14 protein-coding genes are annotated in these 13,642 nt (G+C 37.3%); 10 read left to right on the top strand and 4 right to left on the bottom strand.

Annotation, left to right across the window (positions count from 1 at the left end; translation table 11 throughout):
* Positions 1-44 precede the first annotated feature (44 nt).
* A complete protein-coding gene (locus tag J2Z82_RS15900) occupies positions 45-638 on the top strand; it encodes an ECF transporter S component (RefSeq protein WP_280923006.1) in 594 nt (197 codons plus the stop codon).
* A 97-nt stretch (positions 639-735) separates the two neighbouring features.
* Here the strand turns inward: J2Z82_RS15900 and J2Z82_RS15905 are convergent, their stop codons facing one another.
* Positions 736-1,125, bottom strand: a complete 390-nt coding sequence (locus J2Z82_RS15905) for a hotdog fold thioesterase (protein WP_209481806.1) — start codon at positions 1,123-1,125, stop codon at positions 736-738.
* A 14-nt stretch (positions 1,126-1,139) separates the two neighbouring features.
* Positions 1,140-2,075: a 1,4-dihydroxy-2-naphthoate polyprenyltransferase gene (locus J2Z82_RS15910; RefSeq protein ID WP_209481807.1), complete on the bottom strand. Its 936-nt coding sequence runs from the start codon at positions 2,073-2,075 to the stop codon at positions 1,140-1,142.
* A gap of 224 nt (positions 2,076-2,299) precedes the next feature.
* Between J2Z82_RS15910 and J2Z82_RS15915 the strand changes: the two genes are divergently transcribed.
* The 9 genes from J2Z82_RS15915 (at position 2,300) to ytkD (ending at position 11,973) form a co-directional block, all read left to right on the top strand.
* Positions 2,300-3,685 (top strand): isochorismate synthase, encoded by a 1,386-nt coding sequence (locus tag J2Z82_RS15915; protein WP_209481808.1) that lies wholly within the window; start codon positions 2,300-2,302, stop codon positions 3,683-3,685.
* A gap of 2 nt (positions 3,686-3,687) precedes the next feature.
* Positions 3,688-5,415, top strand: coding sequence for a 2-succinyl-5-enolpyruvyl-6-hydroxy-3-cyclohexene-1-carboxylic-acid synthase (menD, locus tag J2Z82_RS15920; RefSeq protein ID WP_209481809.1), 1,728 nt, complete (start codon positions 3,688-3,690; stop codon positions 5,413-5,415).
* Positions 5,416-5,426: 11 nt separating this feature from the next.
* Complete coding sequence (gene menH, locus J2Z82_RS15925; protein WP_209481810.1) at positions 5,427-6,233, top strand: 2-succinyl-6-hydroxy-2,4-cyclohexadiene-1-carboxylate synthase; 807 nt, start codon at positions 5,427-5,429, stop codon at positions 6,231-6,233.
* 37 nt (positions 6,234-6,270) lie between these two features.
* A complete protein-coding gene (gene menB, locus J2Z82_RS15930; RefSeq protein ID WP_092492164.1) occupies positions 6,271-7,089 on the top strand; it encodes a 1,4-dihydroxy-2-naphthoyl-CoA synthase in 819 nt (272 codons plus the stop codon).
* Positions 7,090-7,170: 81 nt separating this feature from the next.
* A complete protein-coding gene (locus J2Z82_RS15935) occupies positions 7,171-8,592 on the top strand; it encodes an o-succinylbenzoate--CoA ligase (protein ID WP_209481811.1) in 1,422 nt (473 codons plus the stop codon).
* Between the two features lie 850 nt (positions 8,593-9,442).
* A complete protein-coding gene (locus J2Z82_RS15940; RefSeq protein WP_092492166.1) occupies positions 9,443-10,273 on the top strand; it encodes an ABC transporter ATP-binding protein in 831 nt (276 codons plus the stop codon).
* 107 nt (positions 10,274-10,380) lie between these two features.
* Entirely contained in the window at positions 10,381-10,701 is a 321-nt protein-coding gene (locus J2Z82_RS15945; RefSeq protein ID WP_209481812.1) for a hydrolase, read from the top strand.
* Between the two features lie 199 nt (positions 10,702-10,900).
* A complete protein-coding gene (locus tag J2Z82_RS15950) occupies positions 10,901-11,458 on the top strand; it encodes a hypothetical protein (protein ID WP_209481813.1) in 558 nt (185 codons plus the stop codon).
* 32 nt (positions 11,459-11,490) lie between these two features.
* A complete protein-coding gene (ytkD, locus tag J2Z82_RS15955; protein WP_209481814.1) occupies positions 11,491-11,973 on the top strand; it encodes an RNA deprotection pyrophosphohydrolase in 483 nt (160 codons plus the stop codon).
* Between the two features lie 11 nt (positions 11,974-11,984).
* On the opposite strand, the gene J2Z82_RS15960 is transcribed toward ytkD, so the two are convergent.
* Together J2Z82_RS15960 and J2Z82_RS15965 are read right to left on the bottom strand one after the other, a co-directional pair.
* Positions 11,985-12,791: an ABC transporter permease gene (locus J2Z82_RS15960; RefSeq protein WP_209481815.1), complete on the bottom strand. Its 807-nt coding sequence runs from the start codon at positions 12,789-12,791 to the stop codon at positions 11,985-11,987.
* The gene (locus tag J2Z82_RS15965) at positions 12,781-13,581 is read right to left on the bottom strand and encodes an ABC transporter ATP-binding protein (RefSeq protein WP_209481817.1); all 801 of its coding nucleotides are present in this window, start codon (positions 13,579-13,581) and stop codon (positions 12,781-12,783) included. Before J2Z82_RS15965 ends, J2Z82_RS15960 begins: the two co-directional genes overlap by 11 nt.
* Positions 13,582-13,642 lie beyond the last annotated feature (61 nt).

The raw sequence follows: 13,642 nt of genomic DNA on the forward strand, positions 1-13,642 counted from the left end.
CACAAGACAGATGTGAATCGATTAAAGATGAGGGAGGAGAGTTGATGATGCAAACCACAACTAATAAGCATTCATCAAAATTACTAAAACTTATTATTCTAGCATTATTGGGAACAATTTCACTGGTACTTTTTTTCTTGAATTTTCCATTACCGTTTTTACCACCATATCTGAAAATAGATTTCAGTGAGGTACCTGCATTAATCGCTGCTTTAATCTTTACACCAATGGCCGGAGTAGCGGTAGAAGCAATAAAGAACATGCTCTATCTAGTCGTTTCTGGTGCCGGTGATCCGATTGGTATAATTGCAAACTTCCTGGCAGGAGTAATGTTTATTGTACCTGTTGCGATGCTTTATCATAGATATAAAGGTGTTAAAAGTATTATTTCCGGTTTGATAACAGGAACAGTTATTATGGCAATTGGAATGAGCATACTAAATTATCTTGTCATCCTGCCTGCATATGCATGGTTTATGGGGTGGGAGGATATGAGTCAGAGCGCAAAATGGATAGCGGTATCGCTTGGTGTGTTACCATTTAATATTATTAAAGGAATTATAGTAGGTTTGTTATTTGTACCTTTATTTATAAAAATGAAAAGATGGATTGAGCAAAAACAAGCCAATTTAGCTTAGCTTTATGAGAGTGTCACAGGTGGCACTCTCATTTTTATATATGAAAAGCAAAACGATTACCAAAATAAAAGTGACTGCCTGTTTGCAGTCACTTTATCTAATCGCTTTTCTTAGGCACTACCCCAATTGTGCATCTTGAGATACATATAAGATCATCATTTTCATCAACGATGTTAATTTCCCAGACCATCGTTGTTTTTCCAATGTGTACTGGAGTTCCTTTTGCTGTAACAATTCCTTCACGCTTGCTTTTAACATGGTTAGCATTTATTTCAATTCCAAACACATTAAATTCTTCGGGGGTTACATTCATATATGCACCAATACTTGCTGCGGATTCTGCCAATGCTACGTTTGCACCACCATGCAAAAAACCTGCTGGCTGATGTGTGCGATGGTCAACCGGCATTGTCATGGTAACCAGATTTTTATCAAGAGATGAAACTTCTATACCAAGTGATTCCATTAGAGTGTTTGATAGATCCATTTAAAAGCTCCTTTTTAGATAAAATTACTGATTAATAAAGATATACCAAGAAGAAAACCATAAATGGTATTCGTCTTTCCAGTTGCAACCATTGCTGGCAACATCTCAATTGGTTGGGATTTACCCTGGAATTTTTTGACAACATCAATTGCTTTAAAAATTCCTAATAGCGCAATCGCAGACCAAATTGGAAGCATCCCGACAATAATGTAAACTGTTGTCAGCACAAAAGCTACAGTAAATAATATAGCTAAGCACCGGATAGCATTTTTTCTTCCAAGTAAAATTGCAATCGTTTTCCGGCCATTTTCTTTGTCTCCATCTAAATCACGGATGTTATTGGACATCATAATCGCGCCAATAAAAATAGCGATTGGGACTGAAACCCAAATTACTGTGCTTGTAAGTGTTTGTGTTTGGATGAAATAACTTATTCCGATAATTACCGTTCCCATTAGGAAGCCTGAAAAGATTTCACCTAATGGAGTATATGCAATTGGTAATGGCCCGCCTGTATATAAGTAGCCAAAAAGCATACATACTAATCCAATGACAGCTATCCACCAGCTTGACTCAATACAAATATATACACCTAGCAAAATGGCGACTCCGAAGAAAGTAAGCGCCAATCGTAATACGGTTTTGGGCGAAACACCATCACGAACGATTGTGCCACCAATACCGACAGACTCTTCATTATCCAGCCCACGGGCGAAGTCATAGTATTCATTAAACATATTTGTAGCGGATTGAATTAACATAGATGCCAGCAGCATTGCTAAAAATAAGAAGATATTTATCCCATGATCAATAAGTGCCAGCATTGTTCCGACAAAAACCGGAACAAAAGAAGCTGTTAGTGTATGCGGACGTAACAGCCTCCACCATATCTGGAAACCGCTTTTTTCATTAAGTTCCTGTTTGATAGTAGAATTATTTGATGATTCCACGGATGTTCTCTCCCCTGTTTGTTCGCAGTAAGAAAACTTCTTACTGGAAAAGTACAACTAATATCACATTAACATATATAGTTTAGGCAATTCAGCAAGGGGTGTCAATTGGAAATATTTCATTTAAGCGCCATAATAAAAGTCAATCCTTGAGAATCAGGCAAAAAGAGAATAAAATAGATATGGTACTTTGTGATTGTTTAAAGTTACGGAGGTTAAGGTTGATGATAGAAATTAAAGAAGAGCTGATTGAGTCGCTACTCGAAGAAGCGGTCGATCAAGCTAAATCAAATAATAAGACACAAATAATAAGTATGACGAAAGAAATAAATGAGACAAACCCACTTCGGTTTTTTGAATCTGCTAAAGAATTAGGAATGGATCGTACTTTTTGGACAAGCACTTCAGAACAATTTTATTTAGTGGGTGTCGGAAGTGCGTTTCATATTGGTGCTAATGAATACCGTTTTCAAAATACGGAAAAACAATGGGAGAAACTATTAGAAGATGCAATTATTCATAATCCCTACAAGGTTCCTGGAACAGGCATGGTTACTATGGGCGGTATGTCTTTTGATCCAAGCATTCGAAAGTCTGATTTATGGAAGAAGTTCGGTCATAGTTCGTTTACGATACCAAAGTTTATCCTGACTGTAAATGAAGGAAAGTATTTTATGACGACAAATGTGCAAGTGAATCAGGCTGATCATTCCAGGCAGTTAGCAAATGGAATTAAACACGCTGAAGAAACATTAATGTCTTATTCAACAACTCTTCCAGCACAAGCTAGAATCCATTCAAAGAATGAAATTGCACCGCAGCAATGGATGGATACCGTTGAACGTGCAACTGAAAAAATTAACCAAGATGAAGCTGAGAAAATAGTGCTTGCTCGTGAAGTAAGAATTAAGCTGAAGGACGATGCATCTATTACTGCTGTTTTAGATCAATTTATAACTTCACAGTCAAACAGTTTTGTCTTTGCATTTGAACGTGATGGAGATTGTTTTGTCGGAGCTTCACCAGAAAGGTTGGTAAAGCTGAAAAATCAACAATTACTTTCAACTTGTTTAGCTGGAACTGCACCAAGAGGAATGACAAAAGAGGAAGATAGAAAGATCAGCAATAATCTTTTACAGGATGGGAAAAATCGCAGTGAGCATGATTTTGTTGTAAATATGATAAAAAATGCAATGGAACTTTATTGCACTTCTATTCAAATTCCAGAGGACCCTGTGATTTATCCGCTTAAAAATTTACAGCATTTATATACTCCAGTCACTGCTACCTTAAAGAAGGGATACAGCATTTTTGATATTATTAAACAACTGCACCCAACACCAGCCTTAGGAGGTGTTCCGCGCGAAGAATCACTTAAGTTTATTCGTGAACAGGAACAGCTGGATCGTGGCTGGTATGGCGCACCAATTGGTTGGCTGGATTCTAACCAGAATGGCGAATTTGCTGTTGCAATCAGATCTGGTCTGATTCAAGGTGATGAAGCATCACTGTTCGCAGGGTGTGGTGTTGTGAAGGATTCAGATCCACAAGCTGAATATGAAGAAACAAATATTAAGTTTCTGCCAATGCTGTCCGTTTTAGGGGGCTAATGATGGATTATACAGAAGTATTAACACGATATATTGCAAACTTTGTAGATGAGCTCGTTCAAAGCGGGTTGACCGATGTGGTGATCTCACCTGGTTCCAGGTCGACACCATTGGCAATGACAGTGACAGAACATCCTGATATAAACCAGTGGGTAATTATTGATGAACGTTCGGCTGCTTTTTTTGCATTAGGATTAGCCAAAAAGAAAAATCGAGCTGTAGCAATTATTTGTACATCTGGTACTGCTGCAGCAAATTATTATCCAGCTATTGTGGAAGCACATTATGGGCGCGTTCCTTTAGTTGTATTAACGGCTGACCGCCCACATGAATTACGGGATGTAGGAGCACCACAATCGATTGAACAGATCGGCTTGTATGGGTATTATGCTAAATGGTTTCACGAAATGGCATTACCTGAAGCTGATTCTAAAATGCTGGAATATGCTAGAAGTAAAGCATCACGTGCAGTAAATACCGCTACAGATGGTAATGCGGGTCCGGTTCATTTGAATTTTCCGTTGCGTGAACCATTAATTCCAGATTTTACCGTATCTGATTTGTGGGGACAGCAGGGTGATCAAGCATATTATCCTGTATTTAATGGAGAGAGAAGGTTACATCTGGATCAGTTGAATCAACTAATCCAGAAATTACAGACACATCAAAAAGGGTTAATTGTTTGTGGCCCACAACTCGATAAGGAGTTTGCTGAGGCAGTCGTACAGCTTGCTGCATCATGGCAAGTTCCTATCCTGGCTGACCCGCTGTCACAGGTGAGGTCTGGTCAGCATCATAAAGATCAGGTGATTGAGGGTTATGATGCAATATTACGAAATGATTCGATTCGTAAACAATTGAAGCCTGACTTTATTATTCGTTTTGGGGCCATGCCCGTGTCTAAAGCCTATCTCTTTTATGTAAAAGAACATAGTGAAATTTCTCAGTATATCGTGGAAAGTGAAGCGAGTTATCGTGAACCAGCGGGCAATCGAACTGAATTTATTTATGCTGAACCGGATTTACTGTGCAATGATTTGGCTGCTGCAAATTTAATGTTTGATGAGAAATGGCTGGAAAAATGGCAATCTATGAATCAGGTTGCCAAAAAACATCTCCTGGGACAAGATGATTCAGTTATGCTTACAGAAGGAGACGCTACCAGAGTTCTAATGGATGCTATTCCCGATGAGAGCAGCTTGTATGTCGGTAACAGTATGTCCATTAGGGATGTGGATACGTTTTTTGTGACAACACCTAAAAGATTAAATATACTTGCCAATCGTGGTGCTAATGGGATTGACGGAATGGTGTCAAGCGGATTAGGTGCAGCTTCAACAGGTGATCCGGTTACATTGTTACTTGGCGATTTATCATTTTTCCATGATTCAAATGGGTTATTAGCTGCAAAGCAATATAAGTTAAACATAACTATCCTTTTAATTAATAACAATGGTGGTGGCATCTTTTCTTTTTTGCCCCAAGTAAATTACAAGGATCATTTTGAGGCTCTGTTTGGCACCCCAATGGACGTTAACTTTCAACATATAGTTGAAATGTATGGTGGAAGCTATGTTGGGGTCAATAGCGATTCAGAGTTAAGAGAAGCGCTGCAGTCTAGCTATGAGAGTCAAGGACTGTCGGTGATTGAAGTGAAGACTGACAGAACCGTAAATATGGAATGGCATCGAAGCAAATGGCAGGCAATCGAGAATGAACTGTTGAATTAAAGGATGATTCTGTGTATTTTAAAGTAAATGATGCATCATATTGGTATGAAATAGATGGTCAAGGTAAGGAGACAGTAGTGTTATTGCACGGTTTCACAGGTACAGCTGCTACTTGGACTTCTTTTATAAATGACTGGCAGGATCATTATCAGATCCTTACCGTTGATCTTCCAGGACACGGAAAAACAACTTTAGGTACACCAAGAACAATGGAAGAATGTTGCTCTGACTTAATACATTTATTAAATTACTTAAAGCTGGAAAAAGTTCATCTTGCAGGCTATTCTATGGGTGGAAGGACGGCATTATCTATCGCAATGCTTTATCCGGAGCGAATTAAATCATTAACGCTGGAAAGTGCTTCACCTGGCTTAAATTCAGATGATGAACGGAAGAGCCGTGTTAATCATGATGAAAAACTTGCCAGACGTATTGAACAGAATGGGATTGAGTCATTCGTAGAGTTCTGGGAAAATATCCATCTTTTTAAGACACAGAAAAGTCTGCCAAACAATATTCAAAATCAGATCCGTGATGAAAGATTAGCACAATCTGCGGAAGGTCTGGCTTACTCACTCCGCTATATGGGGACAGGCAAGCAGCCATCCTGGTGGGATCAATTACAAGATATTACTATTCCTGTACTTTTAATTGTTGGTGCATACGATCAGAAATTTATTGATATAAATAAATTGATGTCAGAACGCATTTCATCAAGTAAACTGGTGATTGTTGAAAATGCCGGTCATGCAATTCACGTGGAACAGCCAGGAATTTTTGGTAAAATAGTAAATGAGTTTTATAATTCAATATGGTAGTAGTAAACTACATAGTTATTTTTAAAGGAGGAAAACAATGACTGTACAATGGGAAGAAGTTAGAGAGTATAAAGAAATTACGTATGAAAAGTATGATGGTGTTGCAAAGGTAACGATGAATCGTCCCGAAAAACACAATGCATTTACACCACTAACGGTAAATGAAATGATCGACGCTTTTGTTGACGCACGTGATGATTCATCAATCGGTGTTGTTATTTTGGCTGGTGCTGGCGATAAAGCATTTTGTTCTGGTGGAGACCAATCAGTGAGAGGACATGGTGGCTATGTTGGTGATGACCAGGTGCCGCGTTTGAATGTTCTTGATTTACAAAGGTTAATCCGTACGATTCCAAAACCAGTTGTGGCAATGGTATCTGGTTATGCTATTGGCGGTGGCCATGTACTGCATGTTGTATGTGACCTGACAATCGCTGCAGATAATGCAGTGTTCGGTCAAACTGGTCCAAAAGTAGGCAGCTTTGACGCTGGATATGGAGCAGGTTATTTAGCACGTATGGTTGGTCATAAGCGTGCACGCGAAATCTGGTATTTATGCCGTCAATATAGTGCCGAAGAAGCATTTCAAATGGGCATGGTAAATACTGTAGTCCCGCTGGACAAGCTAGAGGATGAAACGCTTCAATGGTGTGAAGAAATGCTTGAAAAATCACCAACAGCTCTTCGTTTCCTAAAGGCATCATTTAATGCCGATACAGATGGATTAGCTGGTTTACAGCAAATGGGTGGAGACGCAACACTTCTTTACTATACAACTGAGGAAGCAAAAGAAGGACGCGATGCATTTAAAGAGAAAAGAAAACCAGACTTTAAGCAATTTCCACGCTTCCCGTGATTTTAAATATTTTTTAAAAAGAGAGACCTTTGCTTATGATAGGCAAAGGTTTTTCATTTACTGAATGAGGAGGTCAGCATTATGCCTGAAACCATTCCACATTGGCTGACAAAACAAGCAAATATTGCTCCAGATCAAACTGCAATTGAACTGGAAAATGAAACTTCCTTAACTTTTTTGGAACTAAAGGAAAAAAGCCAACATTTTGCTCAAAAACTAGCACAATTAGATATTAAACAAGGATCACATGTTGCTATTTTATCTAACAATAATGTTGATATGGTAATTGCAATACATGCACTAAGTTATCTTGGGGCTGTTGCGGTCATGCTGAATACTCGCTTAACTGAAAAGGAATTAGCATATCAAATCAGCGATGCAGAAGTTTCACATGTATTGGCTGAAAATAATAATACAAATTTCAGTGTACCGGTATATACATTTTCTAAAGTTAACTCGCTTCAGGAAAAGATAGTTGAGTTGCGAAAGGAAATTAACTTAGGTGACAGATTCACTATTATTTATACATCAGGTACCACAGGATTCCCAAAAGGTGTAGTTCATACTTATGGAAATCACTGGTGGAGTGCAATAGGTTCTATGTTGAATCTGGGCCTAAATAATAACGACAAGTGGCTTAATGCATTACCTATTTTTCATGTTGGTGGTCTGTCTATTTTTGTTAAAAGCGTTATTTATGGGATGCCTGTTTACTTAGTTGATAAATACGATAAGAGAAGTGTACATGATGCGATTATGTCAAAAGGTGTGACAATTGTTTCTGTTGTTACACTTATGCTAAGGGAACTTGTTGAGTACCTTGGTGACAATCTCTTTCCAGATACCTTCCGTTGTGTGTTGCTAGGAGGCGGACCAGCGCCAAAGTCACTCTTGGAACAGGCGAAGTTTCGTAATGTCCCTGTGTTCCAATCTTACGGTATGACAGAAACGTCATCACAAATTGTAACTTTAAGCCCAAATGATGCTTTGGACAAGATAGGTTCTTCTGGGAAGCCATTATTCCCAGCCCAGTTGAAAATTGATGCACTAGATAAATCAATTGGTGAGATATTCGTAAAGGGCCCAATGGTTACAAGTGGTTATTTTAAGAATGAAGCAGCAACAGAAAAAACGCTAAATGATGGATGGCTAGCTACTGGTGACCTGGGTTATCTTGATGATGATGGTTTTTTATATGTTGTCGATCGACGAAAAGATCTTATAATATCTGGTGGCGAAAATATATATCCCACTGAAATCGAGAGCGTCCTGTCTGAGATGGATGCAGTCCAGGAAGTAGGTGTTGTCGGAAGAAACGATGATAGGTGGGGACAGGTTCCCATCGCATTTGTTGTTACAAATGATAAATCTGTTTCGGCTGAAGTTTTACTGGAATTTGCCAGTCAGAAACTTGCTAAATACAAGCTGCCAAAAGAGATTCATTTTATTGATAAGCTTCCGAGAAATGCGTCAAATAAAATTGTGAAAAATAAATTGTTATAGTTTACCTGCGCTAGCATAGCGATTATTTTCTTACTGCATTTGTACAGCGAAGGCATTCACTATCGAAGCTTGGTGATTGCCTAGTTTTCTAAGAATAGACTTCCTTAATACAGCACCACAGCGGTTAACACAGTAATTTTTAATTTCCGCTAGATTGTCGATATTTTGTTGCCACTTTTTTGGCTTGAGAATCGAATGTAGTAACACAAAGTATTATTTTAAAAAAAATAATACAAACAACATCAAATGTCGTATGACCATAAACGAAAATAACTGCCGTGAGTGATTCGTATAATGTGCTGAATTAATTTTCCGTACAGATACAAAAAGCATTGCTTATTAGTAATTTGGGGACATGAGGGACCTTATTGTATGGAAAACAAGCAATATAAAGGTTTAAGCGGACACCAGATACCTTATTTGCTATAATTACTCCTATTTCACTTGGATATATGTTAAATAAGCGCTTCTGCGTCCGCGAATCCCACAAAAAGCACTTTTTAACCGAAATAGCAGCTCCTGTGTCCACTAATCAGATGAAAGCTAATAGCGATTATTTTATCAACAGCTATTAGAAATAAACAATGGCTTGTAGAAAAACCAATACTTACTTACAGAGGATGTCCTTCTTACTTATACAATCGAAGGCCGGAGTGAAAAAGTGGCATCTTAACAACAATTTGTTTGAAAATATGAATTTTCATTGAAAATGATTCTCAAAGTCATTGACTTATATCCTAAAACCAAATAAACTGTATATACAATGTAATGTGAAAAACTGTGCATGTACATTCTAAAATAGTTGTATATGCTTTTTAGTGAAAGAATGCAGACGTGGGGAGAGATTCCAATGCAAACGTTGACAGCGAAGGACTTAACACTTGGCTACGGTGAAGACATAATAATAGATGATTTAAATATAACAATACCTAAAGGTGAAATTACTGTTTTAATTGGTGGAAATGGCTGCGGGAAATCTACTTTGTTACGCTCATTAGCTCGTTTACTTAAACCCAAAAGTGGGGATGTTGTGTTAGATGGTGAACATATTGCTAAAATGGGAACGAAGGATGTCGCTAAAAAGCTTTCCATTTTGCCGCAGGGACCAGTAACACCAGAAGGATTATCAGTAATGGAACTCGTTAAGCAAGGAAGACATCCATATCGCGGTTTCCTAAAACAATGGTCTAATGATGATGAAAATGCTGTTAATAATGCACTTGAAGCTACCAATATGATGGAGTTTAAGGATCGCTCAGTTGATTCGTTATCTGGAGGTCAACGTCAGCGAGCATGGATTGCAATGACTTTGGCACAGGAAACGGATACAATATTGTTAGATGAACCTACAACATACTTGGACATGACACATCAAATTGACGTACTTGACTTATTGTTCGAGCTCAATGAAAAAGACGGGCGTACGATTGTAATGGTACTGCATGATTTAAACCTTGCCTGCCGTTATGCCCATCATATTGTCGCAATTAGAGATAAACAGGTGTTTGCCCAAGGTAAACCAGAAGAAATTGTTACATGTAAACTAGTTCATGAAGTTTTCCAAATGAAGTGTGATGTGACATTTGACCCTATGTTTGGTACACCAATGTGTATTCCGCATGGAAGAGGGCGATGTATTTATGCTAATGGAGCAGGAGCATCGCAATCAGCAATTAACTGAATAAAATCGTAAAGTAACCCATCAGTCTTCGCAGATTGATGGGTTTTTTAATTTATCCATACATTTATCCAATGCATTTGAGGCAAATTATGAGCAGGAGGTGCTGTATGGAAAAAAAGAAATTTTATATTAACTTGGGAAGTCAGGAAATATCTCAAATAAAATACGATAATAATGACGAGTTTGTAATTCATGCAACAGAGGACGAGGTACGTGTCTTACGCGATAAAATGGATGACATGTATAACGCTGATTATCGTTCATTCTTTCGATCACATGTGCCTATTATGCCATATCATAATGACAGCTCGAACGATGATTATGATATAGGCATAACAGAAGCTTTTCAAATGATCTATGATTTGGGCGATGAGACTACCAAAAACCATATAGATAGTATGGGTGTTCTCTCAGATGGACACGAGTGATTTGGAAAACGGAATAAGAGTACCCCTCTTATTCCTGTTTTTTTTTTGGCAGATAAGAAAGTACTGCATAAGTGCAACTAAGGCAATTCGCCCAAAGGCTTGGCGAATGCCAAGTTTTCTAAGAAGAAGTTTATAGGACCAGAAAAAAAGGAATAGTATAACAGGATGTTCTTATATAAGTAAGAAGGGAGCGAAAAACATGAAAAAAAACATATACCTTAAATATTTTAAGTGGGTTATCAGTTGTACTATTATTTTGCCATTATTTTTTATGATCCAAACAACCGAAGTTCAAACTGCATCAACAGTTGAATATAATAATAACCATGAAAATTCTAAGGTAAGTGCACAGACATTAAAAAAGGAAAATTTTGAAAAGAAGCTTTCTCATGAACGGATTGTCTCCCTTACAAATCAGTTTATGAAAATACTCGTACAGGATGTTGACAGTAATAACAAAGTGGTCAATTTTGATACGAAGAACGAGTTGCTGAAGGAGTTTGAAAAAGTAACCACCAATAATGTAGCGGCTGAATATGTTGATTATTATTACAAGAGTCAGCCAAGTGGATTATATATAATACCCACTGAAACACCGCCTTGGTTTAACAAAAAAAATGACTATGATATGATACAAAAAGAAAGTAATGTAATTGAAGTTGTACAGGAAAATAAATCTGATTTAAATGGGTCGTATATGGTGAAAATCGAATTCACATATAATGATGGATGGAAAATAACAGGCATCGAACATTAATTCTATAGTCGAATATGAAAGCAGTTGAAATAATGTATACATTCAAAGATTATTACCATAATGAAGTAAAGCTATCATTTGATGACCACCCTTTTTCAAATAAACCGAAACATGTGTGGGTTATTTGTAAATTCAATGATGATTGGCTGCTAACGAGACATAAGGACCGTGGATTGGAATTTCCAGGTGGGAAAGTAGAAAAGGGTGAAACCGCACAGGAAGCTGCTGTTCGAGAGGTCATGGAAGAAACTGGAGGAACTATTGATTCAATAAGGTATATTGGACAATATTATGTTGCAGGTAAAGGTGGCAACATAATTAAAAATGTCTACTTTGCTGAAATCAAAGAACTTATTCCTCAAGACACATATTATGAAACAGAAGGACCTGTTATGTTAAAAAAGGTTCCAGAGAATGTCAGGCAGAATAAATTGTATAGTTTTATTATGAAAGATGGAGTTTTATCCTACTGTATGGAGTTTATAAATATAGGATTACTAAAAAAACGCCTGTAATGGGCGATTTTTTAGTTTGAAATCTTAAATAACCATTTCTCTACATATTCTACAATTTTGTACATAATTGCAGCGCATATGGCAATCATTACTAGGCTGGAGATGACGAGCGGAAAGTCAAACACTTTAAAGCCATGAATGATTAAGTATCCTAATCCTTCTTTTGAGGTTAGGAACTCTCCAACGATTACTCCCACCCAGGATAGTCCTATCGTTACTTTCATAATCGAAATCACTGAAGGTAATGCGGCCGGGAATACGGCTTCCCTAAAAATCTGTCTTCTATTAGCTCCAAAGCTTTTTAAGACTTTTTCATAGTTTGAATCTACATCTCGAAATGCAGTATATACAACAAGCGTGGTAATAATTGCAGATATTATTGCTCCCATTGCAATTATGGATACATAGCCAGGACCTATTGCCATAATGATGATCGGGGCAAGGGCGACCTTAGGCATTGCATTTAATATTACTAAGTAGGGATCCAATATTCTTGAAAGCCTTAATGATGACCATAAAATAACAGCGAATATATTCCCTGCTATGGTTCCTATTAGAAAGCCTAAAACTGTTTCAAGCAAAGTAACCTGTATGTGGGTGGTTATTGATCCATCTGAAAACATCTTCAGTAACATGCTTGAAATTTCTGAAGGGGAACTAAATAACAATGGATTTACCCAATACATTTTGCTAGAAATTTCCCAAAGAGCGATAAAGGAGACTAGTATCATTAATTGCCACAAAAAGATGATCTTTCCTTCATGATTTTGTTGGTTTTTATAGTTGTTATGAAGTTGATGATCTGATTCAAGCTTCATTTAGTTGACCCACTATCTTCGCTTTTGACATGTTTACTTCTAACTCTTCCCAGATTTTTTCGAATAAAAGCTGGTACTTTGGATGTTTTCTTACTGAAAATGGTGCTTCATCTCGTAATTCCAAAGGGACTTCGAATGTTTTTTCAATAGATCTAGTATTTGCATCCATTAGAATTATACGGTCACTCATAGCAATAGCTTCACCAATATCATGGGTTACCAGTATTGTTGTTTTGTTGTACATTTTAAGAAACCGTAACATTAAATCTTCCAGCTTTACCTTAGTTTGATAGTCGAGTATTGAAAATGGTTCATCTAATAATATAATTTTTGGATCAGTTATTAAGGTACGAATAAGAGCAACCCGCTGACGCATTCCGTTTGATAAGGAAATTGGATATAAATGCGTTACATTTATTAATCCAGCTTCTTTTAAAAGATGGGATGCTTCACCTATTATTGCTTCTGTTTGATTTTTACCAATTTTTGGCCCAATAAGTACGTTATCTATTATTGTTTTCCAAGGGAATAAAGAATCTTGTTTTAGCATATAGCCTATTGACGATTCAGATTTATTGATTGGCTGCTGTTGTATTAACACGTCTCCAGTTGTTTGCTTGATAATTCCAGCAATTATTGATAGTATCGTTGACTTTCCGCAGCCATCGGGACCTAAAAGGGTAACAATTTCCCCCTCTTTAACAGAAAATGATATATTGTCGAGCGTTTTTGTATAATTTTTTTTTGAAAAGTAATAGTGTGAAACGCGATCTAAGGTAAGAAAAGTCATGGGCTTCCCTCCTGAGCTGAATTGTGAAGTTTAAACTCAGCTATTCTAACTGCACGTTGGC

Origin of the sequence: Virgibacillus litoralis (assembly GCF_017873675.1) — a bacterium.
GTDB classification, from domain to species: domain Bacteria; phylum Bacillota; class Bacilli; order Bacillales; family Amphibacillaceae; genus Lentibacillus; species Lentibacillus litoralis.